The organism is Roseobacter sp. N2S, from assembly GCF_031454055.1.
In the GTDB taxonomy this organism is placed as follows: Bacteria; Pseudomonadota; Alphaproteobacteria; order Rhodobacterales; family Rhodobacteraceae; genus Amylibacter.
The window spans coordinates 436068-461345 of the sequence record NZ_JAVDQB010000001.1; the positions used below are offsets into that span (position 1 = coordinate 436068).

Genomic DNA, 25278 nt, shown 5'->3' on the forward strand with positions numbered 1-25278 from the left:
GCGGAGCCGAACATGCCGAGCAAAAGCTTTGGTGAAACCCTGATCAGAAGCGCCGCGCGCATCACAGAACCGCTGGTCCAGCACGAGTTGGCCCGTCGCGTTGCCCGTGGGGACGAGGATGCCAGCCGTGCGACGGAGCGCCAAGGCATAACCGAACTACCCCGCCCTGACGGGTTGGTAATCTGGTGTCATGTCAGTGACATGCAAGGCGCGCTTAATCTGATTGGGGTGATCGGCCATATCCATGCGGAAATGCCGGAAATCTCTTTTCTGGTGACCACCCGGTTTCGGATTCAAGACTTTGTCTTTGCCATGCGGATGCCTGAAAACACCATACATCAATACGCACCTTTGGATAAGCTGGCAGCAGTCGAGCGGTTCCTCGACCATTGGCGGCCCGATCTGTGCGTCTGGGCGGATGATCTGCTGATGCCGGTGCTCAATACCAATACCAACAAACGCGAAATCCCGTCTGTGCTGGCCGATTTGGGCAATGTGGCCAGCGCTGGCCCGCAATTCCGCTGGTTGCCGCGTATTTCCAAATCAGCGCTGCATAGTTTCAGCCAGATTCTAACCGCTGATGAACCCACCGCACAGGCCGTTCGCAGTTTCGGGGCTGAAGCCTCGGTCATGGGGCGGTTGTGCGAAGAGGCGCTTGCCTTACCCCATGACGAAGCCCGCCGCGCCCGTCTTTCACGGCAAATGGATGGCCGTCCGGTCTGGCTGGCGGCCAAGGTCGCACGGGCGGAAATCGGGCAGGTTCTGGCGGCCCATCGACTGGCCATGCGCACCACGCACCGCTTGATGTTGATCCTGCTGCCAGAGGTGGTTGCCGATGTGGCGCAGGTGCAAAAGGCCTGTGATGATGCGGGGTTTGTGTGGAAATGTAGCGATGATCTGGCGGATTTGCCGCCCCGCGTAGACGTGATAATCGCCCGTGGTCTGGATGGTCTGGGCCTGTGGTATCAACTGGCGGCAGTGTGTTTTCTGGGCGGGTCTTTGGTGGAACGGGGCGGGCATACCCCGCTTGAAGCTGCTGGATTGGGGTCGGCCATTATCCACGGCCCCCATGTGGATAATTACGCCGATAATTACCTGCGTCTGCGCGATGCGGGCGCCGCAATTGAGGTGGCCACCGTGCCGTCTTTGGCCGAGGCTGTGGGCGAGTTGATCGTGCCTGACCGTGCCGCAGAAATGGCCCACGCAGGCTGGCAGGTGTGTTCCGAAGGGGCAGACGCCACCGATGCGCTGGTCGAGGTGTTATGGGAAATGATCCCGATGGGGGCCTCTTCATGAGACCCCCCGCTTTTTGGTTCGCCCCACAAAATGCGCCCGGGATCTGGCCCCGTTTACTGGCTCCGCTGTCCTTGATATGGCAAGCGGCCAGCGCGCGACGCAACAGGCATGGCAAACATGCGCGCGTGTCGGTGCCGGTGATTTGTGTCGGGAATATCAACATTGGTGGCACTGGAAAAACCCCAACGGTGATCGCCCTGATGGCTTTGCTGTCAGAAATGGGAAAACGCCCCCATGTGGTGTCTAAAGGGTACGGCGGGCAGGCGGTTGGGCCATTGTTGGTGGATGAAGTGGATCACACCGCCAATGACGTGGGCGATGAACCGCTGCTGCTGGCAGCTTTTGGGCCGTGCTGGGTGGCCAAAGACAGGTTGGCTGGTGCGCGTGCGGCGATTGCGGCGGGGGCGGATGTTCTGATTCTGGACGACGGTATGCAGAACCCCGATCTGGTGAAGGATTTCACCATTGTTGTGGTGGATGCGGCGGTTGGTTTTGGCAACGGACGTGTGCTGCCCGCAGGCCCGCTGCGTCAAACCTTACACAGCGGTCTGGCGCAGGCGGATATGGTTTTGTCGATCGGGCCAGAGGCAGGCCAGCAGCATTTTGTGCAAAACTGGCCGGATTTAAAGGGTCTTCCCCATCTGCGCGCCGCCCTAGAGCCGTTGGAAACAGGTATGCTGTGGCATGATCTGCGGGCCTTTGCCTTTGCGGGGATCGGGCGGCCTGCCAAATTCTTTGACACGTTGCGCGGGACAGGGGCGCAGGTGGTGGCGACGCGGTCTTTTGATGACCACGAGACCCTTTCCGATGCGTTGTTAAAGCGGATGGAGTTGGAGGCCGAGGGTCTGGGCGCACAGATGGTCACCACGGAAAAAGACGCCGTGCGCTTGCCGAAATCTTATCGGCATAAGGTGATTACCCTGCCGGTGCGCTTGCAATTGGACGCACCAGAGGCTTTGGGCGAAATTATCGAAAACGTGGTTGCAGACCGGAGTTGATTGATCCGTTTTTGGCACAGCGTTTTTTGGATATTTGGACCAAAAAGAGCTGTGGATTAGTCTTCGAGATACATGAAGGTTGCGGTGGATAGGGCGGCGGGCTTTGGGCTGTTATCAGCGAAAAAGGCAATGCGACAGACAGCCAGTTTGCGCCCGTTGCTTTCGATATCTACCAACACTTTTGTATCGCCCATGGGCAGCGGGCGCAGGAAATTGGTGGACAGATCGACCGTAGTGCAATTGCGAAACCGCCCGTTTGCACCTGCCAGCGCGATGACGGTGGCGGTATCGGCGGCAGCGGCGATGGCTTGGCCGCAGATCAGGCCTGCACCGGGGCCACCGCGCAGGGCAAGATCGTCATTTGCGGGCAGGATGAAGCAGGCTTGCGTTGTACTGAACGACACAGGCGTCAGGTTTTGGGCCAGTACCCAAGGGGCAAAGGCGCTTTGCAGCAGGGCTTTGGCGTCGTCGATTGAAAAGGCGGTTTGCGTCATATCTTCCCCGTGGTGATCTGGCGTTTTCTGGGTATAATCACGACCATGGAACAGGATAGCGCACAGGGCAAGCAGGCAATCGACGCTTTGGTCGGGCTGGGTCATATGCGGGTCTGGTCGGTGATCATCACGATTTTCGGCGATGCTGTTGTGGGGCGCGGCGGTAAGGTTGCCGCGACTACATTGGCCGCTTTGACAGAGCAGATGGGCGTGAAACCCGAAGCTTTTCGGGTGGCGCTGTCTCGGTTGGCAAAGGACGGCTGGATTGAGCGCAGCAAAAGCGGGCGGCTGAGTTTCTATCGTTTGTCTGCGCAGGGTGTGGCAGAGTTTGGCCCTGCCACCACGCGGATCTATGCCCCGAAAGCTGGCACAGAGGCGGGCTGGCATCTGGTGGTCTTGCCAACGGCCGCGGGCGAGTCGTCTTGGGGTGATGCTGTCAGTTTGGGCGGGCGGTGTTACTTAAGCCCCCGTCCCGTTACCGACACCGAAGCGCTAAGCATGACAGGCCCTATCGGCAAGGTGCCAGATTGGGTGAAGGACCGCTTGGGAGCAGCTGATATTGCAGCGGATTATGCGGCTTTGCTGCAGGTGCTTAAACAGCATTCGGGGGCGGGTGTATCGGATTTGCAGGCTGCGGTTATGCGGGTCTTGCTGGTGCATCAATGGCGCCGTTTGGTTCTGCGTCACGCCGATTTGCCACCGCGGTTTTTCCCCGATGACTGGCAGGGAGAAGCCTGCCGCACCGAGGTTCATCGCCTGCGCGCCGAACTGGCCCCTGCCGCAGACAGCTGGTTTAACGCGCAAATCATTTAGGCGGTGTTTTACCAAGGTGTGACGTAGGAAAGAGGCTTGCGCTTTGGACTGCGGGGCGTAGCTTACGGCAAAACGGGATAGCAAAAGGATTACAGCGATGAACAGCCAAGTTGACCCAGATGGTTTGATGGAATTTTCAGTGGTTTTCACCGACCGCTCGCTCAACCACATGAGCAAGGCGTTCCAGCAGGTGATGCTGGATATTTCCGGCATGTTGAAAGACGTCTATAACGCTGATGGTGTGGCGATTGTACCTGGGGGTGGCACCTATGGGATGGAGGCTGTGGCCCGTCAGTTTGCTGCGGGCAAACGGGCGATGGTGATCCGTAACGGCTGGTTTTCCTATCGTTGGACGCAGATTTTTGAAGCAGGCGGCATTCCTGAATCCGAAACGGTGATGAAGGCACGCCCTGTGGCGAACACCCCTGCCGCCCCTTTTGCCCCAGCACCCATTGACGAAGTTGTCGCCAAGATCGCGTCAGACCAGCCTGATATTGTCTTTGCGCCCCATGTGGAGACCTCCAGCGGGATGATCCTGCCCGATGACTATATCAAAGCGGTGACGGAAGCTGTGCATGCTTACGGCGGGCTGTTTGTGCTCGATTGTATCGCGTCGGGCTGTTTGTGGGTGGATATGAAAGCCACGGGCGTGGATATTCTGATTTCTGCGCCACAAAAAGGCTGGAGCGCGTCGCCCTCGGCGGGGTTGGTGATGATGGGCGCGCGTGCGCTTGCCAAGATCGGTGAAACGCAAAGCAGCTCTTTCGCTTGTGATCTGGGCAAATGGCATTCGATCATGCAGGCCTATGAAAACGGCGGTCATGCCTATCACGCGACCATGCCCACAGACGCGCTGCGCTGTTTCCGCGACACAATGTTGGAAACCAAAAACTATGGATTTGACAAAGTGCGCGATGAACAACTGGCTTTGGGGACTGCGGTTCGCGCCCTGCTGGCGGAAAAAGGCATCGTCAGTGTTGCGGCTGACGGGTTCGGCGCGCCGGGGGTTGTGGTGTCTTACACCGACGATCCAGACATCCAGAACGGCAGTAAATTCGCCGCTCAAGGCATGCAAATCGCAGCGGGTGTGCCGTTGATGTGTGACGAACCTGCCGATTACAAATCCTTTCGTTTGGGGTTGTTCGGGTTAGACAAATTACACGATGTGGACGGGGCGGTTGCTAAGTTGCGCAAGGCATTGGATGCGGTTTTATGATCGCCCTAACCTGCGCCCCATCACAGATTAAAGGAGGAGCGATATGAGTGCTGTACACATAGATGTTCTGGACGGTATCGCCGTTGTCACCGTGGATAATCCACCCGTAAATGCGCTGGGCCACGCTGTGCGCAGTGGCATTGCGGATGCGGTGGCGCAGACGGATAAAGATGCCAGCGTTCAGGCGGTTGTGCTGATCGCTGCGGGGCGGACCTTTATGGCGGGGGCGGATATCAGCGAGTTTGGCAAACCCATGGCCGATCCGGGTCTGCCCGATGTGGTGTTACAGATCGAAGCCGCGCAAAAGCCTTGGGTCGCGGCGATCCATGGCACGGCGCTGGGCGGCGGGCTAGAGGTGGCGCTTGGCTGTCATTACCGCATTGTAGATGCCCGCGCGAAATTGGGCGTGCCTGAGGTGCATTTGGGCCTGATCCCGGGCGCAGGGGGCACGGTGCGATTGCCCCGTGTGGTGCCTGTGGCCAAGGCCGCGGAAATGGTTGCAACGGGCCGCCCGATTGGCGCGGCAGAGGCGTTGCAGGTTGGGTTGGCGGATCGCAAATCCGACGGGGATTTGCGGGCCGATGCCATTGCCTTTGCAACGGAAATCGCCGGAAAACCATTGCCCGAGGCTTTGGTAAAACGCGCCCCTGTGGATGCCCCTGATGACGCCGCTTGGCACGAGATTGCTGGCAGTTTAGTGTCTAAAGCGCGGGGCCAAAACTCGGTCATACGTGCAGTGGACGCAGTGGGGGAGGCCGTGCGTTTGGACGGTGTCGCCGCGCTGGCGGTGGAACGGCAGGTTTTCACTGACCTGATGGCCGACCCGCAATCCGCCGCCCTGAGGCATATCTTTTTTGCGGAACGATCTGTAAGTAAAATCAACAGCTTGAAAGGTGTTGTTCCGCGCAAACTAGACCATGTGGGCGTTATTGGTGGCGGCACAATGGGCGCGGGTATCGCGGTTGCGCTGCTGTTGTCTGGCCTGCAAGTCACTATGATCGAGCGGGACGAAGATGCGCTTGCAACAGGACAGGGCCGCGTGGCCGATACCCTGATGGCCAGCGTGAAACGGGGTCTGATTTCCCCCGATAAACGAGAGGTTTTGCTGCAAGGTTTTATCGGTTCTACCAATTACGACGCGCTCGAAGATGTGGATTTGGTGATTGAAGCCGTGTTTGAAGACATGGGCGTCAAAAAGCAGGTTTTCGCTGCACTGGAATCCGCCACGCGCGCGGATGCGATCCTTGCGACGAATACGTCCTATCTGGATGTGAATGAAATTGCGGCCAGTGTTTCCGATCCGTCGCGGGTACTGGGACTACACTTTTTCTCGCCAGCCCATGTGATGAAATTGCTGGAAATCGTGCGTCCTGATCAGGTGGCCGATGATGTGCTGGCCACGGGTTTTGTGCTGGGCAAAATGCTGGGTAAAATCGCGGTGCCTGCGGGGGTCTGTGACGGGTTTATCGGCAATCGCATCCTGTCGGCCTATCGGCGTGAATGTGATTATATGGTCGAAGACGGTGCCACCCCGCAAGAGGTGGACACGGCGATGAAAGCCTATGGGTTTCCGATGGGGATTTTTGCCATGCAGGATATGGCGGGGCTGGATATCGGTTGGGCTGCGCGCAAGCGGCGTGCGCCGACCCGTGACCCCAAGGAACGCTATGTGGCCATCGCGGACCGGCTGTGTGAACTGGGGCGTTTTGGCCAGAAAACCGGCGATGGCTGGTATCACTATCCCGAAGGCGCGCGGCGGGGCGAACCAGATCCGCTGGTAAGCGAGATTATCGCTGACGAGGCTGCCAAGAACGGCATCAAACAGCGGGATTTCAGCGCCGAGGAAATCATGGATCGTATCTTGGGCGCTATGGTATCCGAAGGGCAGGCGATTCTGGACGAGGGCATTGCCGCCAGCGCAGCGGCAATTGATGTGGTGATGATCAACGGCTACGGCTTCCCCCGTTGGCGCGGTGGGCCGATGTTCGCAGCGCAGGCGGGCCAAAAGAATGGGTGAACCCGTTCATTCATCCCTTCAAACGGTGCGGTTTCAGCACTGCGATCCGGCGGGGATTGTGTTTTATCCCCGCTATTTCGAAATGCTGAACCTGACGGTTGAGCATTTCTTTGAACAGAAAATAGGACTGTCTTTCAACAGCTTGCCCAAAGAGTTGAATGTATCCGTGCCCACCGTTCACCTTGAGACTGATTTCGTTAAAGTGTCTTATCTTGAGGATCGTCTGGATTTTCAATTGCGGATTGAACGGATCGGGCGCAGCAGTTTGAACCTGTCGGTGATCAGCCTGTGTAACGGCGAAGAACGGTTAAAGGCAGCGATTACGCTGGTCTGTGTAAACTTTACCAGCAAACACGCCGTGCCTTGGCCGGACCTGCTGCGCAGCAAATTTGGAACCCTGATGGAGCAGTAAAATGACCCTGACACGGCGGCAGATGTTGGCACTGACGGGGGCGGGGATCGCCCTGCCGCAGGCTGCTGTGTCACAGGTGTTGCCAGCCTTTATTCCCACAGCCGTGATAGACGCTGCATTCGATATGACGCGGCGCAAAGGTATGATGGAAATGCTGGTGGCGCGCAAAGTGCGCACGGTGTTCCGCTATTACGCCTATAAGGATCAGCCCGAACGCAATCTGCCCCATAAAGTGCTGCGCAAACCCGAAGCTGACGCCCTGTGGGACGCGGGCATCAATATCGGTGCGGTGTTTCAATACAACAACGATAAACTGGAAAGTATCACGCCGGAACGGGGCAAGTCGGATGCCGAACACGCGCTGGACTATGCGCAGAATGTGATTGGCCAGCCCGCAGGATCGGCGATCTATTTCGGGGTGGATGGCAGCTGGAACGGGGCGGCACAACTGGCGGGTGTTATGGCCTATTTTCAGGCGGTGCGCAGCGCATTTCAGCGGGGCGGCGACCGCTACCGCGTCGGGGCTTACGGGTCTGGTCTGGTATTGGGGCGGTTGCTGGATGCGGGGCTTGTGGATCTGTCATGGCTGGCCCTGTCGCGGGGCTGGCCCGGCACGCGGCAGTTCTATAATTCAGAACGCTGGAACCTGTTCCAGTTTTCCCATCATCTGTGGTTTGGTAAAAATCAGGTGGATGGCAATGTGATCAACCCCGTGGCTGCGGATTTCGGGGATTTCGGTCGAAATTCAGTGGCCACACCGCAGGATTTTGGCACGTCTTTCCTGTTGAAAGACCAATTCTATTTTTCCAACCGGCGCAAGGCGGCGGTCTATGAGGCACCAGAGTCAGGGTCTAACGTGGTACAGACCCTGACCCTTGCCGATAATCCGATCATCTTGAAAAGCATCAAAAACTGGCATGCAGTTTCTTTGGACGGCACCGACCGGATCGCGGGCTATGTAGAGGCCGAGGTGCTTACGGATTCCGCGCAGATGCCGGAGTACAGGTGAGGTCAGGGCCTCCGGCGGGGATATTTGGGGAAAATGGACTTAGGTTTTGCGCAACAGTTCCGCCGTATGGGCGCCGAGTTTCGGGGCGGCGGTTTTTGTGGCGAGTTCCGAGCCGGAGAAGCGCATCGGTGATCGCACTGCGGGCAAGCCGTCCAGTTCGATTTGCATGCCACGGGACTGGATATGCGGGTCGTCGAACAGCTCTTTCAGGTTGTTGATCGGCCCTGCGGGAACTGTGTTTGCGTCACAGGCGGCCAGCAGGTCTGCTTTGGTGAATTTGACGGTTTCAACCTGTAGGATCGGCACCAAAACGTCGCGGTTCTGGACGCGCAGCGGGTTGGTGACATAGTCTTCCTGCGTGGCAAGATCATCGCGGTTCAGCACGGTGCAAAACCGCTGGTATTGGCCGTCATTTCCACAAGCGATAATCACGTGGCCGTCTGATGTTGGGAAGACCTGATAGGGGACGATATTGGGGTGGGCGTTGCCCGTCAGACCGGGTGCATTGCCAGAGGCCAGAAAGTTCCACGCCTGATTTGCGGTGACAGCGGTGGCCACATCCAGCAGCGACATGTCGATGTGCTGGCCTTTACCGGTTTTTTCGCGGTGGGCAAGGGCGGCCTGGATCGCGATAACGGAATACAAACCTGTGAACAGATCGGTGATGGCAATGCCACATTTTTGCGGCTCGCCGCCCATTTCACCAGTGACGGACATGATGCCTGACATGCCTTGCATCAGGAAATCATAGCCCGCGCGCGGGGCGTAGGGGCCGGTTTGGCCGAACCCCGTGACAGAGCAATAGACAAGGCGCGGATTGGCGGCTTCTAGGCTGTCATAATCCAGACCGTATTTCGCCAACCCCCCCACTTTGAAGTTTTCTATCAACACGTCAGCTTCTGCGATCAAACCCAACAGGTCTGCTTTGCCTTCGGGGGTGCGAAAATCCACCACAACCGATTTTTTGCCGCGATTGCAGGCGTGAAAATATCCCGCGGCCACATCGTCGCCGCGATCAATGAACGGGGGGCCCCATTTACGGGTGTCGTCCCCTTCGGGGGCCTCGATCTTTACGACCTCGGCACCCAGATCGGCAAGCGTTTGGCCGGCCCACGGGCCTGCTAGAATGCGGGCGAGTTCGACCACGCGCAGGCCGTGGAGCGGTGTATTTGTCATGGATTATTTGCCAAGTTCGGTTTCGATGATTTCTGCAAGCTCGGCATAGGGCAGGTTGCCATATTTGGTACCGTTCACCAAAATCGTCGGGGTGGAATTCACATCGTCTTGGGTCGAGGTTTCCTGAAAGCGGGCGACCATTGCTTCGGCTGTTTTCTGGTCGTTCATGCAGGTGTCTAGCTGTTCGTTCGACAAGCCGGCAACAAGGCCGATTTTGCGCATTGCCGCAACGATTTCAGCAGGTTCACCGGCGCGGGACCAATCGCCCTGACGGTCATACAGCATGTCAGCAATGCCAAAATATTTGGACGGATCACAACGGGCGATCATTGCGCCCCACAGGCCGAAGCGGTCAAAATAAACCTCGCGGTAGATAAAGTTGATCTTATCCGTGTCGATGTAATTGGCTTTCAACTGCGGATAGGTATTTGCGTGGAAATTCGCGCAATGGGGGCAGGTGAATGAGGCGTATTCCGTCACGGTGACTTTGGCCAGTTCGTTGCCAAGGCGCATTTCGGGAATGGTGATTGCGTCGTCTTGCGCAAAAGCAATGGACCCGGGAAGGGTGGTCGCGGCAAGTGTGGCCAGTGCGGTACGGCGGGTGATCATATCAAGAGCCTCTTGGGTTAGGATTTTGGTTTCGTGAGAATATTTTCGCCAAGGGCCGCAAGTGCGGCTTTCAGCCCGCCGTCTGACACGTCTGATACCGTGCGGGCAAGGGCGTCTTTGGCATCCGCAGAAAGCGGCGGTTTTTGGGGCGCGTCGTGGTGGAATTCGGCCTGTCCGTCAGCAAACCCCGTGGGCGAGGTCTGGGTGATATGGATACGGCTGATTGCAGCATAGCCATAAGTGGCATTTACGCGGTCTTTGATCTGGGGCAGTTGCATCTGCACCATCGGCGCATTGGCCCCCGTGGTCAGCAGGGTCAGCGTGGCCCCCATGCCTTGGCGGGTATAACCCACTTTGACCGGACGGGCGATTTTTGCGATGGCGCTGCCAGCGATTTCAGCCCAATGGGTCAGCAGACGGGTTTCCGAAAACCCCCGTTTTTCTGACGCGGTGCGGATTTGCGTGCTTAAAATACCGCCCGTTTGCAGGAACCCACGGCTTTTGCGCCGCGTAAAGGCGGATTTAGGCGTGTATTTCTGCGTTTTCATAGCGGCCATGGCTGTCTTAACCTTTGATTCAGGTTATCTTACGCAGGCAATGGGCGGATGCCAGCGAATTGGTGGTAAAGAGGCGATAAAACTTGTGTGAGAAACTGACACAACAGGCAGCAGATTTGCTGGATTGGTACGATGTGCATGCCCGCGATATGCCGTGGCGGGTTGCGCCGTCGGATGGGAAAAACGGGCACCGCCCCGATCCCTATCACATCTGGATGTCCGAGGTGATGTTGCAGCAGACCACTGTGGCGGCGGTGAAAGACTATTTCCGCAAATTTGTGACGCGCTGGGCCACAATCGATGATCTGGCCGCCGCGCAAGACGCGGATGTGATGGGGGCTTGGGCGGGGCTTGGGTATTACGCACGGGCGCGCAATCTGTTGAAATGTGCGCGTGTGGTTTCACAAGATTTCGGCGGTGTGTTTCCGGATACTTACGAGGCATTGCTAAAGCTGCCAGGTATCGGTCCCTATACAGCGGCGGCTGTGGCTTCTATTGCGTTTGATCGTCGTGCTGTGGTTCTGGATGGCAATGTGGAACGGGTTATGGCGCGGTATTACCGTGTTTTAGACCCTTTGCCCGCCTCAAAAGAGGCCCTTCGCGGGTTGGCAGACGGGTTGACGCCAGATCAGCGTTGCGGGGATTATGCGCAGGCGGTGATGGATTTGGGGGCGACGATTTGCACGCCCCGATCGCCAGCCTGCGGGATTTGCCCGTGGATGGCGGATTGTGCTGCGCGATTGGCAGGGGATGCGGCCAGCCTGCCGCGCAAGACCCCGAAGGCGGCGAAACCGATCCGGTTGGGCGTGGCCTATGTCGCGCAGCGTTCGGACGGAGCGGTTCTGTTAGAGCGCCGCCCTGATAAAGGGTTGCTTGGCGGCATGTTAGGTTGGCCTGGCAGTGTCTGGACTGAAGCTCCCCCTGTGGCAGCGCCCCCATTTGCCGCTGATTGGCAGACCCTCGGCGAGGTGCGCCACACTTTTACCCATTTCCACCTGCGCTTGCAGGTCTGTCTTGCCAAAGACGTGGATACGCGGCTGGATTTGGCGGCGCATAACGCGGAGTTCACGCCCCGCGCTGCCTTTTCCCCCGGCGATCTGCCCACAGTGATGCGCAAGGTCTGGGATTTGTGCCAATAGGGCTAAAACAGCATTGTCACTTCGCGGTTAACGGTGCTGCCGGACAGGGGATCCCCTAACAGGCTGCGTGCGATGCGGTGGCCGGAATGGACCGCGGCCTGAATTGTCGCGGGGGCTAAAGCATCCCCTGCAAGTGACAGGTTCTCAGCGCCAAGGGTCTGTTGGGCTTGCACATAAAGGCTATCCTCAGGCCTGCGTGCGCCGACAAATACCAGATTAGGGGCAAGCGAATAGGTCTCGCCGTTAAAGTTGTTTGTCAGCCCGTCACCATTCAGAACCGTGTTTATCCGCAAGGTAACATCCAACTCCCGCAGACGCGCCACAATCCGGTCCTGTTCCAGCGTTAGCGCCGTCCACGGGGCCAGCGTCGGCATGGGGGTGGCATAGGTCATCGGCAGACCAGCAGCGGCCAGCTTTTCGGCAACGGCGCTGGCCATATAGGAATGATCGTCGTCGTAAATTGTTACGGGGCCATCTGGCACTATGCCGTTCAGAATATCATCGACGCTATAGACCCTTACCTGCGCAGGTAAGCGCCGTGGAGTCTGGGCGCTGGCCCCTGTTCCGTCAACCAGCCAACTGGCCCCCGTAGCGATCACCACATGATCCGCGCCGAATTCGCCCAGATCCGAAACGGCCAGCGGGCTGTCTGTGTAAAGACTGGCATCCGCCGACTGGCCCAGTTGATAGGTGCGATAGTCGCGCACGCGGGACCATGCTGCCAGACTTGGTAAAGCGGATTCGCGGGTGACGCGGCCGCCCAAGACACTGCGGGACTCGGCTACAGTTACGGCATTCCCTGCACGCAGTAAGGTCCATGCACATTCCAAACCAGCAGGGCCGCTGCCCACAATCAAATAGGATTTGCGGCGTTTGACGATGGGCACGGTTTCTGGGTGCCAGTTGCGGCGGAATTCTTCGGCTATTGTCGGGTTTTGGGTGCAGCGCAGCGGCACGCCGTAGGAATCCATGCTGACGCAAACGTTGCAGCCAATACATTCGCGGATATCCTCAACACGGTTGTCGCGGATTTTGGCGGGAAGGAACGGATCAGCGATTGAGGGCCGCGCCCCGCCGATCAAATCCAGCCGTCCCTTGCGGATGTTGGAGACCATCGCATCGGGTGAGGTGAACCGCCCCACGCCCACAACGGGTTTGCTGGTGACGGATTTTACAAAGTCGGTGAAGGGCAGTTGATACCCTTCGTCAGCAAAACGCGAGGTCTGGCTGTCTGCGGGCCAGCCCGACAGGTTTACATCCCACAAATCGGGTAATTCGCCCAAGGCTTCGACCAGATCACGCCCTTCTGCATCGTGGTGCAATCCGTTTGGCTTGTCAGGTTCACAGACACTAAATCGCAGGGCTACGGCGCAGTCTCCGGCGGCGATTTCCAGCGTGTCTTCAAGGGTTTCGCGCAGCAGGCGGATGCGGTTTTCAAAACTGCCGCCATAGGCATCGGTGCGTTGGTTCATTCGCAGGGATACAAAATGGCTGAGCAGGGACAGGTCATGGGCGGCATAGACGTATAAAATGTCATAGCCCGCCTGTTTTGCCCGCCGTGCCGCAGCGCGGTGGCTGTCGCGAAAGGCTTTGATATCGGCCAAGTCCATCGCACGGGTCTGCATCGGAATTTCCGGTTTTAAGATCCGTCCTGAGGAGGGCGCAGGCACTGGCAGACCAGAATGAAAGTTCCGCGCCCGCGCCCCGCCATGGGCCAGTTCAATCCCGACCAACGCGCCGTGCCGCTTGATTGCCTCAACGTTTTTGATGTGGCGGGGGATGTCCGTGTCGTCCCACAGCCGATCCAGCGGGTGGTTCCCCATATCCGCATCGGGGGCTATTTCGGTCATCGGGTTGACCACCGTGCCCCAGCCGCCTTCGGCCTTCATGGCGCGAAGGGCAATTGATCCGTTGGGTTCATGCCAGCCGTGGCCCGTGGCATGGGGCACAGCGTAAAAGCGGTTGGGGGCGGTGACAGGGCCGATTTTTACCGGCTCGAACAGGATATCATAGGGGCTGGTCATTTGGCTGTAACGGTTCCGTCAGCCACCCACGTGTCAAAGATTTCTAGTGCCTTATCTGCGAAAGCGGCATCGTTAATATGGGCATCCACTTCGGAATAGCCAATGGGGGCCTTCATCACCTTACGCACTTCATCCGTAAAGGCGGCCAAACCTTCGGGGTCATGGGCTACATCGCCTTCTTTGTCCCATTCTTCAATGCCTTGCAGGGGCATGATAAAGTGAGCGGGTGTTGTGGATTGTGTCAAACGCGCGGCAACTTCGCGGGCGGATTCGCGGCGTTCTTCGGCGTTCAGCGCAGAAGATTTGATCAGGCGGTTGTGTTCATGAAACGGGCGGTCGCGGTAGCGTTCCGGTATGTCTTGCCAGCCTGCAAAATCAATTAGGTCGAAACACCCCGGCGCGATGATCTGCGGGATGCCGGCGCGCCCTGCGTTCAACATGCGCTGGCTGCCGCCATTGATCACTGATCCCGCCAGAAGATTGCCCAGTTCAGGCAAGGCGAAATCCATAACGCAGCAGAATTTACCTTGGGCGGCCAAGGATTCATAAGCCATGCCACCCATGCCCGTAGCGTGAAAAATTGCCACTTCGAACCCCCGTTGTTCCAACGCGGGTTTCAGCAGTTTCATGTATTTCAGGCAGGATGACCCAAGGGAGGTCATCCCCACAATCGGCCTGTCATCACTTGGCGGTTCCACGGCCCGCGCTGCGCCCAGAACCGCGCCTGCCGCTTGCGACAGTGAAGCTTTGCAGACCGAATTCAGGCCATAAAGCCCGCCCGCCCACAGGATCATCTGAATATCGGCGGACAGGCGTTCGGGCGGGATGATCGGGGAAAAAGACACGGTGGAGACTACATATTTTGGCACCCCCATCGGCAGCGCCTGACAGACATCCAGTGCCAGATCGGTGCCCATCGTGCCACCCAGAATGACCACACCGTCAAAGTTTCCATCGGCAAACAGCCGCGCGGCCAAGGTGGATGCGCCACGGGCCATGATCTGCATGGCGGTGTTTTCATCCCCAGACTCTATGGCGGCCTGAATGGAGTTGTCTGCGGCGCCTGCCACATCGTGTTTTGAATAATCACAAGGCGCGGAGGGATCGCCCAAGACACTTACATCCATAGTCAAAACGCCGCCGCCTTGGGAATTGATCCGCTCGGCCATATAATTCAATTCGTCGTCCTTGGTGTCATAGGTTCCGACGATCAGGATGGTTTTGTCAGACATGAGAAGCCTCGGATTCCAGCCAGTTTGCAACGATTTGCGTGGCGTTATTGATGTGATGGGTGTTACGCGAAGCCGCATTGGGGATTTCCATACGGGTTACGATCCAGCCTACATAGGTGCAGGCGCGCAAGGCGATGAACAGGGGCAAATGGGTGATGTTTATAGCGCGCTGCGATTGATAGCCGTCGATTAAGGCGGCTTGCAGTGCGGCGGTATTCGGCTCGTCCCTGATGCGGAAAATCGTGGTGGCCAGTTCGAACAGACGAAAGCCCGGGCCGCCGTCATCAAAATCAATCAAATGCAGATCAGCACCGTCGATCAGGATGTTCTCGCGCAGCAGATCAGCGTGGATCAGCCCGAAATCATGGTCACCTTCGCCAAGGGCCGCGCGGGCTTTGACGCGGAAGGTTTCAAACAGCTCTTTTTGCCCATGGGCCAGTGTCGGATTTTCCCAGAACCGCCCCCACAGCGGGGTCTCGCCCAGCAATCCGTCTGTATCCCAAGCGGGGCGCGTGAAATCCGCAGGCGGCGTCCAGTCATCCGAAACCCTGTGCAACCGCGCCATGGCCGCGCCTAGGGTCTGAAAACTGCCTTCGGGATCCGCCAGATCAAGAGGGGTGCCAAATGTGCCCAACTGCCGCCCGGGCAACCAGGTCAGCAGATCAAATTGCGCGTCTTCAACCCGTTGCAAATGTGCGCCGTCTTTTGCGGAAATGGGTTTGGGCACTGACAGGCCTGCCGATTGCACCGCAGCCATCCAAGCCAGTTCTGATTGCAGTTCCGCGTCGGTGCGATAGCCGCTGCGATGCTGGCGCAGGGCGAAAACGCCGCTGTTCGTGGTCACGCGGAACACGCGGTTTTCCCGTTCCGCCGCCAGTTCCAAGCCTGTAGGCGCAATGTCCCAACGCGCAATCGCCTGTTGTGCTAGCCCTAACGTCATGGCTGCACGTCGGTTAGCACTTGATCCAGCGTGTCGATCAGATGATCGGCGTTTTCGCGGGTGAATTGCAGGTTGGGGCGAATTTTCAGCGTGTTGTAATGAATGCCGATTTTATTCAGCAGGATACCCCGATTGCGCAATTCCTCGATCACACGCAGGATGTATTTTGTGGCGGGGGCTTTGGTGGTGCGGTCGGTCACCAGTTCCGCGCCAAAGAACATGCCGCGTCCGCGCACATCGCCTATAACTGCATGTTTTTCGGCTAGGTCTTGCATCCGCGCTTTGGCGTAAGCGCCCACATCGGCGGCTTGGGCCATCAGGTTTTCGTCGGCAATAACGTCCAGTACCGCCAATGCAGTGGCGCAGGAAACGGGATTGCCGCCAAAGGTGTTGAAATAGCGAAAGGCGGTTCGGAATTCGTGCATGATCGCGGCACTGGTCACCACACCCGCAATCGGGTGGCCGTTGCCCATTGGCTTGCCCAAAGTCACCACATCGGGTGTGATGCCCTGATATTGATGGCCCCACATATGGCTGCCAGTGCGCCCGAAACCGGGTTGTACCTCATCCGCGATCAAGATGCCGCCTGCGTCGTGGACGGCCTTTAGCGTGGCATCAAGGAAACCTGCGGGAAGGTCTGGAAAACCCTCATTTGCAAAGAATGGGTCGATCAGCAGTGCAGCGAACCCGTGTTCGGTTGCGTTCAGTTCCGCGATTTGGGCGCTGACCTGATCTGCAAAAGTTTGCGCCGGATCATCTGACGGCGGGCGGTAACTGTCGGGCGCGGGCACATGGCGAATGTGGCCGGATTTACCAAATTTTGACGGGTTGGTGGTAGAGAGCGCCGACACGGCAGTCGTGTTGCCGTGGTAGGTATGGTTTGTGACGATTATGCCGGTTTTACCCGTCACGGCTTCAGCCATGCGCAGGGCGACGTCGTTTGCCTCGGACCCTGTGCAGCATAGCAGCGCAGTGTTTAGCGGGGCGTTGAATGTTGCGGTCAGGCGCTCGGCGTAATCCAGAATACCTTCGTGCAGGTATCGTGTGTGGGTGTTCAGCGTGGACGCCTGATCGCACATGGCTTTGACCACTTTGGGGTGGCAATGGCCCACATGGGGGACGTTATTATAGCAATCGAGGTATTTTTTGCCGTCTGCATCCCAAACCCAAACGCCGTCGCCTTTCACCAGATGCACAGGATCGCTGTAGAAGGTAGACATATTTGGGCCAAGAACCGCATCGCGGCGGGCTAGAAGGGATTTGGTCAATGGGGTCACAGCTGAATCCATGCGGTTTTAAGGTTGGTGTATTTATCAAGCGCGTGCAGGGACTTATCCGATCCGTTTCCAGATTGTTTATGCCCTGTCAGCGGCACGGTATTGTCCGGCCCGCCGTAAGTGTTCACATGCACAACACCCGCATTGATCGCGCCGATCATGCGGTGGGCGCGGGACAGGTTGGCGGTCCAGACTCCTGCGGCAAGGCCAAGATCGCTGTCATTGGCCAATGCGACGGCGTGGTCTTCGCTGTCAAACGGGGTGACGGCAAGGACGGGACCGAACACCTCGTTTCGGAACACCGTGTTTGTGGGGGTGACGCCTGTCAGAATGGTCGGCGCCATATAGCTGCCGCCTGTCTGTTCCAAGATGCGTTTGCCGCCAGTGATACAGTCGGCACCATCCGAAATTGCGGCTTCGGTCAGACGCAGGTTGCCTGCCAGTTGGGTTTCAGAATTGACCGCGCCGATCTGGGTGGTCAGGTCCAGCGGGTCGCCCACTTTAAACGCCTCGGCGTGGGTTTTCAGTGCGGCGACGAAATCGTCGTGGATTGAACGCTCTACCAGCAGGCGCGACCCTGCGACACAGACTTGACCCGCATTGCGAAAAATACCTGCGGCAGAAACCGCGGCGGCTTTGTCCAGATCGGGGGCATCGGCAAAGACAACATTGGGGGATTTGCCGCCAAGTTCCAGATAGACCCGTTTCAGGTTCGACTGGGCCGATGCTTCCAGCAGTTTGCGCCCTGTCATGCCAGAGCCCGTAAAGGCCAGAACATCCACATCCATGGACCGCGCCAAAGCATCGCCCGCAACACGGCCATCGCCTGTGATGACGTTCAACACACCCGCAGGCAGACCCGCCCCCGCCGCGATTTCGGCCAGTCGCAACAGGGACAGCGATGCGGTTTCGGCGGGTTTTACGACGATGGAATTGCCAGCGGCCAAGGCAGGGGCAATCTTCCATGCGCCGATCATCAACGGGAAATTCCACGGGATGATCGCGCCGACCACACCGACAGGTTCATGGTGAACCAGCCCTAAGGTGCCAGGTGCTGTGGGGGCGATTTCGCCCGGGATTTTATCAACCGATTCAGCGTAATAGCGAAAGGTTGCGGCGGCAGAGCCTGCCTCGGCTTTATAGGCCATGCCAAATTCCGTGCCATTGTCGCGGATGCCAAGAACCGACAGGGCCAGCGCATCGGCTTCGATCGCATCGGCAATGGCGAACAGGGTTTTCTTGCGCGCGGCAGGGGCAAGACGGGACCAGCGGCCATCGGTGAATGCCGCGCGGGCAGATGCCACGGCAAGGTCCGCTTCGGCGGATGTGGCGTTGGCGATTGTGGTTAATGCACTGCCGTCAATGGGAGAGGTCACCGCCATAGGCTCTGCTGTGCCTGTAAGCTGTGCGCCGTCGATGAACAGGGCTTGCGGGGCAATGGTTTCACGCCGCAGCGCGTCGATATCAGCTTGTGTGGTCATGGTTTTTCCGTGGTTTTACGTTCGACCCACATGCGGCGGGCATGAGAGCCGAGCACCAGCAGGATCAAGAGGAACAGGATAAAGGCGATGGGGCGGTCGATCATATCGAAGGGGGTTTTGACCCGCATCATGGATGTGCGCAGTTTCGCCTCCATAATGCCACCAAGCACCATGCCAAGGATGATCGGCACAATCGGCAGGTGTAGGCGTTTCAGGATGAAACCCAGCACCCCGAAACAGGCGGCAATGGCGCAGTCGATGGTGGAATTGCGCAGGGAATAGACCCCGACAAAGGCCAGCGTCAGGATGATCACCCCCAGAAACCGCGTTGGGATCTGGATGATTTTCAACAGCAGGTTGGTGGAAAACAGCAGGAATATGATCACCATTACATTCAACACCAACAGGGCAATATAAAGCGCGACCACAAAATCCATCTGGTTCTGGAACAGTTGCGGGCCGGGCACCACGTTATGCACGTAAAATACCGAGAGCATCATGGCGGTCAGGGCCTCGCCCGGGATGCCAAGGGCCAGCAGGGGTATCATCGCGGCGGCGGGGACAGCGTTGTTCGAAGCCTCGGAGGCGATCAAACCTTCGGGCGATCCGTTGCCGAAAAGTTCGGGCGTTTTGGAACCGCGACGGGCTGCGGTGTAAGACATGAACTGCGCGGTAAATTCACCCACGCCCGGGATCATGCCCATCAAAACCCCAAAAGAAGCACTGACCGTGGCGACCCGTTTGTGGTTCAGTAACTCTTTGAACCCTTGGAATAATCCGCCTGAAACGGTCTCGGCGCGGGGGGCTTTGTCTTGGTCCACCAACAACAGGATCGCCTGTGAAATGGCGAACAGGCCCAGCACCACAACGATCAGGTCAATGCCGCCCGACAGCCAGCTTTGCCCAAAGGTGTAGCGTTTGGAGTATTGAATCGGTTCCAGCCCGATGGTATTCAGCCAGATGCCAAAACAGGCCAAAGCGCCCGCGATGAAAATCTGGCCACGGTGGGCAAGCACCACAAGGATGATACCCAAAAGCGAGGCGAGGAAGATTTCGCGGCTGCCGAAATTCGGGGCGATTGCGGCCAGTACGGGTGACAGGAAGATCAGGCAGAGAATAGCAAAAACACCGCCGAAAAAGCTGGCGGAATAAGCAAGCGAGAGGGCGCGGCGGCCTTCTCCGCGTTTGGTCATTGGATAGCCGTCATAGGTGGTCAGCGCGTTGACGGCGGTGCCCGGCGTGTTGATCAAAACGGCGGGAATTGCGCCGCCGTACATGGAACTACCGTAGATGCCCAGCAGGGCTGTCAGCCCCACAATCGGGTCCAGCGAAAACGTGGCGGGCAGCAGGATGGCGATGGCCACAGCCGCGCCGACCCCGGGAATCGCGCCGATAATCACACCTCCGACAGAACCGACGATCAGGGCGATCAGAACATCCCAGCGGGCAAGGATTTCGAGGCTTGAGAGGAAAAGATCCATGTTAGAAGTTCAATATCATAAAGCTGCGCATTCCGTCGGGCAGGTGCTCGTAGATCGCGCCGCCCGGGATTTTCACGCCAAGGATTGTTTTGAAGATCACCACAATCGCCAAACCCGATACGCCTGCGTAAAATAGGGTCGCGGGTTTGCGATACCCCATGCGCAGGGCCAAAAGGACGGTGAAAACGATGGTGCAAGGCAGATAGCCAATGCGCGGAACGGCGATGACGTAAATCATAAACCAGCCGACATATTCAAAGGCGCGTACCCAAATAGCAACTTCGGCCCCAAGACCGGATTTGGCGCGGTGACGCAGGGTGGTCAACAGGTGCAGACCTGTGAAAAGCACCATGCCAATCACCCCGACAGCGGGCCAAAAGGCCGGTTGTGCGAACAGTTTACCCTTGGCTGAAAACTTGGCCTGATCGCCAAGCTGGGTCAGCAAAAACAGCGCGGCTGCGAAAAACAAACCAACGAAAAGTATCTCGCCCGGTTTGGCTTTGGAAGGTTCAACACTCATCTGGGGGCCCTTTGTGTCTGGCAGAACCGGCCCGTGGGGGCCGATTCAGGTCTTTGTAGCAAAGGTTTATTCGACCATCCCGTTCAGGGTGGCCAGTTTGGCGCTGTCTGTCACAATCCGCGCGGCAGAGGTATCCGCATCCTGCCAATAAACCCCGGCGCCGGTTTCGGCTGCCAGTTTTTGCGCCCGCTCGGACATCATGGTTTTCTGGGCAACGGCGATGATTTTCTCACGCACGTCTTGGGGGGTGTCTTTGGTCACGAAAAGGCCGTTCCACAGGGAAATGCCCAGATCGGCGTTCACTTCGCCCATTGTTGGTGTGTCCGGGATCAGGCTGATCCGCTCATCCGTCATGGTGGCCAGAACAGTCACCTGGTCCAGACAGGGCAGGATCAGTTGCAGCGTTGTGTTGATCACATCCGCATCACCCGATGCCAGCGTGTTGCAATCAAGCGCGTCAAATGCGGCTTCGGACCCCCATTCAAACCCAGCGGTTTTGGCATAGGCCAAAGACACTTTGGTCGGGATCAAAGGCGCCCCGAAATGGCCGAGCGCAAGTTCGTTGGATTTGGCATATTCAGCCATCTCTGCAACGGTTTTGTAAGGTGCATCGCCTGATGTGGCCAAAACGAACGGGTAGGTCAGAAATATACCCAGCGGGTCGAATTTGGCGGGGGACAGTTCGTCGATGCCGATTTCATGGCCGATCAACGGCACGCCGATCACAAAGGAACCGATAGTATAGCCGTCAGCTGGAGCCATGGCCACGTCGATCGCACCCGGAAACGGGCCACCGCCGCCGCCCGGTTTGTTCACAACGGCTGCCGCAACGCCATATTCCTTTTGAAAATCCTCGGCAATCATGCGGGTCAACACGTCTTCCAGATCACCCGGAGGCCATGGCACGATGAAGTTAACGGGTTTTTCGGGGTATTCGGCCAGCGCTGGTGCAGCAAAACTGGCGGCCGTCAGAGCAGCAACGGCTGCTACGGTCAGAAATGGTTTCATTGGGGACTCCCTGTTGTCCGGTGTCACAAAGCCAATGGATCATTATTCAATCCATCGGTTGAAATAATGATTGCTTAAAAATGGGATCGGTGTCAAATAAAAACGGTGCAAATGCAACGAAAGGGCAGATTGTGAGTACGGTAGAAAATGCTTTGGAGGTATTGGACCTGTTCCACGAAGCCCGCCCGTCAGTTGGTCTTTCCGAAGCTGCGCGCCTGTTAAATCGCGACAAGGCGACGGTGCAACGGTATCTTTCCGCGCTGGAGGCGCAGGGGTTTCTGGAGCAAGATCCGCTCAGTCGCGTGTATCACCTCGGCCCGGCTGTGACCCGGCTGTCATCGGTGCGAAACCTGACCTATCCAATTGAAACTGCCGTAAAAAATGTGCTGTCCGATTTGGTGCAAAAAACCGGCGAAACCGCTCATCTGACCCATCATCAAAAGACAGGTCTGAGTGAGGTTGCGATTGTTGAAACCTCGCTGAAGGGCACGCGAGTCTATATTGATCCCGCCGAAATTTTGCCCTTTCACGCGACGGCCTCGGGTATAGCCTATCTAAGCCGCGTTGACGAAAAACAACTGCGGCGTCTGTTGGACCGCGCGTTCAAACAATTCACCGACACCACCCCGATTGCCCGCGAATCAGTGTTGGATCTGGTGACCAAAGCCCGCGAGATCGGCTATTCCCAGATGTTCGGAACCTTTGAAACAGATGTGGTCGGAATGGCTGCACCGGTGTTCAACATGGCAGATGAAGTTTGCGGCGCGGTGGCTGTTGCAACCCCTCGATCCCGATTTGACACGCAGGCGGGGGCAAATATTGCGGTTCATATGTGCGAAGCCGCACAGACAATTTCCAGAATTTATGGCGCACGGCGGATGCTGGCGTCCAAAGCGGCGGAGTAAGCCGAACTGAAAGGATCAAAGCTATGAAAGACGATAACTTCCTGAAGGAAAATAACGCCAAACACATGTGGCACCCGATGGCCCATCCAGGGGGGCAGCAGGCCAATCCTCCTGCGATTATCACGGGGGCTGCAGGTGTGCGGATCACTGATATTGACGGGCATGAAGCCATTGATGCTGTGGGCGGTCTTTGGAATGTGAACCTCGGTTATTCCTGCGATCCGGTGAAACAGGCGATTTCAGGCCAGTTGAACCAGTTGCCCTATTATTCGACCTTCGCCGGCACGTCCAATGATGCCGCGATTGAGCTGTCTTACATGCTGCGCGACTTTTTCACGCCCGAAGGCATGGGGCGCGCATTCTTTACCAGCGGCGGTTCGGATTCGGTGGAAACCAGCCTGCGACTGGCCCGCCAATACCATAAAATTCGCGGGGACAAGCAGCGCACAAAATTCCTGAGCCTGAAAAAAGGCTATCACGGCACCCATTTTGGCGGGGCATCGGTGAACGGCAACAACCGTTTCCGCACCGCCTATGAACCGTTGTTGCCGGGCTGTCGTCACCTGCCAGCGCCCTACACCTATCGCAATATGTTCAACGAAAGCGATCCTGCGAAACTGGCGCAACTGATTCTGCAAGCCGCCGAGGATGAGATCGCCTTTGAAGGCCCGAACACCATCGCCGCCTTTATCATGGAGCCGATCCTTGGCGCAGGCGGCATCATGGTGCCCCATGAAACCTTCATGCCGGGGATGCGTGAAATCTGTTCGCGTCACGGCATTCTGATGATCGCGGATGAGGTGATTACCGCCTTTGGCCGCACGGGCGATTGGTCCGGTTCACGCCATTGGGGGGTGCAGCCAGACATGATGTGTACCGCCAAGGCAATCACCAACGGCTATTACCCGTTTGGCGCCTGTATGATTGCCGAAGGCATGGCCGAAGTGTTTGAAAAAGCCGGGCCAGAAGGGTCTATCGGTCATGGCTACACCTATTCCGGCCATCCTGTTGGCGCGGCAGCGGCTGTTGCCTGTTTGAAAGAGACCCAGCGCCTGAACGTGGTGGAAAATGCAGCCGCGCGTGGCACGCAGATGTTTGAGGGCGTGACCCGCCTGAAGGAAAAACACAGCGTTATCGGGGATGTGCGTGGGGGGCATGGTTTGATGACGGCGATTGAATTTGTGTCGGATCAGGCCAGCAAAAAGCAGATGGACCCCAGTTTCGGGGCGCAAGTTGCCAAGGTTGCCTATGAACACGGGGCAATGTTGCGGGTGTCAGGCGCGAATATCCTGCTGTCTCCGCCGCTGATTATTTCGGAAGCGGATGTGGATGCGATCATCAACGCGATTGATGCGGGGGTTACTGCGGCAGGCTAACACCAACGGGCCACTTTTGACCCCATTGCCCTGCCGTTTGATTTGTTTGTCCCGGTTTTTCGTGCCAGATTGCGCAAAAAACCGGAGACATCCATGGCGGGTCACCCTATCCGAACCGATTTTCTAGCGGCGCTTCCGTTCTGGATCTCGCTTGCCTATCTGCCTGTGGTGGCTTTTGCGGGCTGGAATGGCGGGTGGTGGCTGTTGCTGACGCCGGTCTTTGGCTGGTGGGCCACGTCTTTGGTGGATTTCATCGGCGGGCTGCGCAGGGATAATCCAGACACAGAAACCAGCGATGAAAATCTGCGCTGGTACACGCTGATTACCCTGATTTGGCCATTTTTGCAGGTGGTCGTGGTGTTCGGCGCCTTGGCTTACGTCAGTTGGTCGGATCGGCTAAGCACCCGTGAAGGCTGGATCTTTATGGCCACAATCGGGATTGCCAGTGGCACCATCGGGATTAACTATGCCCATGAACTGATGCACCAGAAATCGCGGTTCGAGCGGTTTTTGGGCGATATGCTGATGACTATGGTGCTGTACGGCCATTTCCGCAGTGAACATCTGCTGGTGCACCACCGCTATGTGGGTACGCCGCGCGATCCTGTGACTGCACGCTACAACGAAGGCTTTCACCGTTTCTTTCGCCGGGTGTTGGTGTCTTGTGCGCGGTCTTCTTTTGCGGCGGAAAAGGCGATGTTGGCCCGCAAGGGGCTGGCGGCCAGCCACCTTAGCAATCCGTTCTGGAAATATGCAGCCTGGCAGTTCGGCTGGCTGGCGCTGGCGTTTCTGATTGGTGGTTGGGCGGGTGTTGGCCTGTTCTGTGCGCAGGCTTTGGTGGCGGTCTGGCAGTTGGAGCTGGTGAATTACGTGGAACATTACGGGCTGACACGGCGGTATTTGGGGGAGGGTAAGTATGAACACGTCCTGCCGCGCCATTCGTGGAATGCGGCGCATCGGTTAACCAATTACTTCCTGATCAATCTGCAACGGCATTCGGACCATCACTATAAACCGAACCGCCGTTTTCCGCTGTTACAGACCTATGATGCAGAGGAAGCCCCGCAACTGCCGTTCAGCTATCCGATCATGACCATATTGGCGATGATGCCTCCGTTCTGGCGGCGCTATATGAACCCCAAGGTGCGGGCGTGGCGGCGCAAGTATTATCCGGATGTGGAGGATTGGAAGCCTTACAATAAGGCGCTTAATCCGCTGCCGCGCTAGGGGTTTGGGGCGTTGGGATTAGGTATTTAGGCTCTGAAGAAACTGTGGGATTTGGCTATAAGACCCTGCGG

Annotated in this window: 23 protein-coding genes; 11 read left to right on the forward strand and 12 right to left on the reverse strand. The window is 57.6% G+C overall.

The features are described 5' to 3' along the window. Positions 1-12 precede the first annotated feature (12 nt). Together GGE09_RS02175 and lpxK are read left to right on the forward strand one after the other, a co-directional pair. A complete protein-coding gene (locus GGE09_RS02175) occupies positions 13-1296 on the forward strand; it encodes a glycosyltransferase N-terminal domain-containing protein (RefSeq protein WP_309743411.1) in 1284 nt (427 codons plus the stop codon). After that, positions 1293-2294, forward strand: a complete 1002-nt coding sequence (gene lpxK / locus GGE09_RS02180; RefSeq protein ID WP_309743413.1) for a tetraacyldisaccharide 4'-kinase — start codon at positions 1293-1295, stop codon at positions 2292-2294. The genes GGE09_RS02175 and lpxK overlap by 4 nt, the downstream gene beginning before the upstream one ends. A gap of 56 nt (positions 2295-2350) precedes the next feature. Here lpxK and GGE09_RS02185 read toward each other — a convergent pair whose 3' ends face one another. Continuing rightward, the gene (locus GGE09_RS02185) at positions 2351-2788 is read right to left on the reverse strand and encodes a hotdog domain-containing protein (RefSeq protein WP_309743415.1); all 438 of its coding nucleotides are present in this window, start codon (positions 2786-2788) and stop codon (positions 2351-2353) included. Here GGE09_RS02185 and GGE09_RS02190 point away from each other — a divergent pair. From GGE09_RS02190 to GGE09_RS02210, 5 genes are all read left to right on the forward strand, one after another. Continuing rightward, positions 2780-3601 carry a PaaX family transcriptional regulator C-terminal domain-containing protein gene (locus GGE09_RS02190; RefSeq protein WP_309743416.1) on the forward strand — a complete coding sequence of 274 codons (822 nt, stop codon included), beginning with the start codon at positions 2780-2782 and terminating at the stop codon, positions 3599-3601. The two genes, GGE09_RS02185 and GGE09_RS02190, sit on opposite strands and share 9 nt — an antisense overlap. Positions 3602-3698: 97 nt before the next feature. Then, a complete protein-coding gene (locus GGE09_RS02195; RefSeq protein WP_309743418.1) occupies positions 3699-4817 on the forward strand; it encodes an aminotransferase class V-fold PLP-dependent enzyme in 1119 nt (372 codons plus the stop codon). 43 nt (positions 4818-4860) lie between these two features. Beyond that, on the forward strand, positions 4861-6834 hold the full coding sequence (locus GGE09_RS02200; RefSeq protein WP_309743420.1) for a 3-hydroxyacyl-CoA dehydrogenase NAD-binding domain-containing protein: 1974 nt from the start codon (positions 4861-4863) through the stop codon (positions 6832-6834). Beyond that, on the forward strand, positions 6827-7246 hold the full coding sequence (locus GGE09_RS02205) for a thioesterase family protein (protein WP_309743422.1): 420 nt from the start codon (positions 6827-6829) through the stop codon (positions 7244-7246). The genes GGE09_RS02200 and GGE09_RS02205 overlap by 8 nt, the downstream gene beginning before the upstream one ends. A gap of 1 nt (position 7247) precedes the next feature. Continuing rightward, complete coding sequence (locus tag GGE09_RS02210) at positions 7248-8255, forward strand: glycoside hydrolase domain-containing protein (protein ID WP_309743424.1); 1008 nt, start codon at positions 7248-7250, stop codon at positions 8253-8255. A gap of 39 nt (positions 8256-8294) precedes the next feature. Here the strand turns inward: GGE09_RS02210 and GGE09_RS02215 are convergent, their stop codons facing one another. From GGE09_RS02215 to GGE09_RS02225, 3 genes are read right to left on the reverse strand one after another with little or no spacing between them, the layout of a single operon-like run. Further along, positions 8295-9431 (reverse strand): CaiB/BaiF CoA-transferase family protein, encoded by a 1137-nt coding sequence (locus GGE09_RS02215; protein WP_309743426.1) that lies wholly within the window; start codon positions 9429-9431, stop codon positions 8295-8297. Between the two features lie 3 nt (positions 9432-9434). Then, complete coding sequence (locus GGE09_RS02220; protein ID WP_309743428.1) at positions 9435-10040, reverse strand: DsbA family protein; 606 nt, start codon at positions 10038-10040, stop codon at positions 9435-9437. A gap of 17 nt (positions 10041-10057) precedes the next feature. After that, positions 10058-10597: a DciA family protein gene (locus GGE09_RS02225; protein ID WP_309743430.1), complete on the reverse strand. Its 540-nt coding sequence runs from the start codon at positions 10595-10597 to the stop codon at positions 10058-10060. A gap of 149 nt (positions 10598-10746) precedes the next feature. On the opposite strand from GGE09_RS02225, the gene GGE09_RS02230 reads away from it, so the two are divergent. Continuing rightward, positions 10747-11736, forward strand: a complete 990-nt coding sequence (locus GGE09_RS02230; RefSeq protein WP_405048529.1) for an A/G-specific adenine glycosylase — start codon at positions 10747-10749, stop codon at positions 11734-11736. Positions 11737-11738: 2 nt separating this feature from the next. On the opposite strand, the gene GGE09_RS02235 is transcribed toward GGE09_RS02230, so the two are convergent. The 8 genes from GGE09_RS02235 to GGE09_RS02270 form a co-directional block, all read right to left on the reverse strand. Beyond that, positions 11739-13760, reverse strand: a complete 2022-nt coding sequence (locus GGE09_RS02235; protein ID WP_309743434.1) for an FAD-dependent oxidoreductase — start codon at positions 13758-13760, stop codon at positions 11739-11741. Beyond that, positions 13757-14992, reverse strand: a complete 1236-nt coding sequence (locus tag GGE09_RS02240) for a Tm-1-like ATP-binding domain-containing protein (protein WP_309743436.1) — start codon at positions 14990-14992, stop codon at positions 13757-13759. The genes GGE09_RS02235 and GGE09_RS02240 overlap by 4 nt, the downstream gene beginning before the upstream one ends. Further along, entirely contained in the window at positions 14985-15932 is a 948-nt protein-coding gene (locus tag GGE09_RS02245; RefSeq protein ID WP_309743438.1) for a phosphotransferase, read from the reverse strand. The genes GGE09_RS02240 and GGE09_RS02245 overlap by 8 nt, the downstream gene beginning before the upstream one ends. Next, positions 15929-17209 (reverse strand): aminotransferase class III-fold pyridoxal phosphate-dependent enzyme, encoded by a 1281-nt coding sequence (locus GGE09_RS02250; protein WP_309743440.1) that lies wholly within the window; start codon positions 17207-17209, stop codon positions 15929-15931. Before GGE09_RS02250 ends, GGE09_RS02245 begins: the two co-directional genes overlap by 4 nt. Further along, the gene (locus tag GGE09_RS02255; protein ID WP_309743441.1) at positions 17206-18690 is read right to left on the reverse strand and encodes an aldehyde dehydrogenase family protein; all 1485 of its coding nucleotides are present in this window, start codon (positions 18688-18690) and stop codon (positions 17206-17208) included. The genes GGE09_RS02250 and GGE09_RS02255 overlap by 4 nt, the downstream gene beginning before the upstream one ends. Further along, the gene (locus GGE09_RS02260; RefSeq protein WP_309743443.1) at positions 18687-20171 is read right to left on the reverse strand and encodes a tripartite tricarboxylate transporter permease; all 1485 of its coding nucleotides are present in this window, start codon (positions 20169-20171) and stop codon (positions 18687-18689) included. Before GGE09_RS02260 ends, GGE09_RS02255 begins: the two co-directional genes overlap by 4 nt. Position 20172: 1 nt before the next feature. Then, on the reverse strand, positions 20173-20691 hold the full coding sequence (locus tag GGE09_RS02265; RefSeq protein WP_309743445.1) for a tripartite tricarboxylate transporter TctB family protein: 519 nt from the start codon (positions 20689-20691) through the stop codon (positions 20173-20175). Positions 20692-20757: 66 nt separating this feature from the next. Further along, positions 20758-21699, reverse strand: a complete 942-nt coding sequence (locus tag GGE09_RS02270) for a tripartite tricarboxylate transporter substrate binding protein (protein WP_309743447.1) — start codon at positions 21697-21699, stop codon at positions 20758-20760. A 131-nt stretch (positions 21700-21830) separates the two neighbouring features. Between GGE09_RS02270 and GGE09_RS02275 the strand changes: the two genes are divergently transcribed. The 3 genes from GGE09_RS02275 (at position 21831) to GGE09_RS02285 (ending at position 25207) form a co-directional block, all read left to right on the forward strand. Further along, on the forward strand, positions 21831-22604 hold the full coding sequence (locus GGE09_RS02275) for an IclR family transcriptional regulator (RefSeq protein WP_309743449.1): 774 nt from the start codon (positions 21831-21833) through the stop codon (positions 22602-22604). Positions 22605-22627: 23 nt separating this feature from the next. Then, positions 22628-23980 carry an aminotransferase class III-fold pyridoxal phosphate-dependent enzyme gene (locus tag GGE09_RS02280; protein WP_309743450.1) on the forward strand — a complete coding sequence of 451 codons (1353 nt, stop codon included), beginning with the start codon at positions 22628-22630 and terminating at the stop codon, positions 23978-23980. 93 nt (positions 23981-24073) lie between these two features. Continuing rightward, positions 24074-25207: an alkane 1-monooxygenase gene (locus GGE09_RS02285; RefSeq protein ID WP_309743452.1), complete on the forward strand. Its 1134-nt coding sequence runs from the start codon at positions 24074-24076 to the stop codon at positions 25205-25207. The last annotated feature ends 71 nt before the right edge of the window (positions 25208-25278 follow it).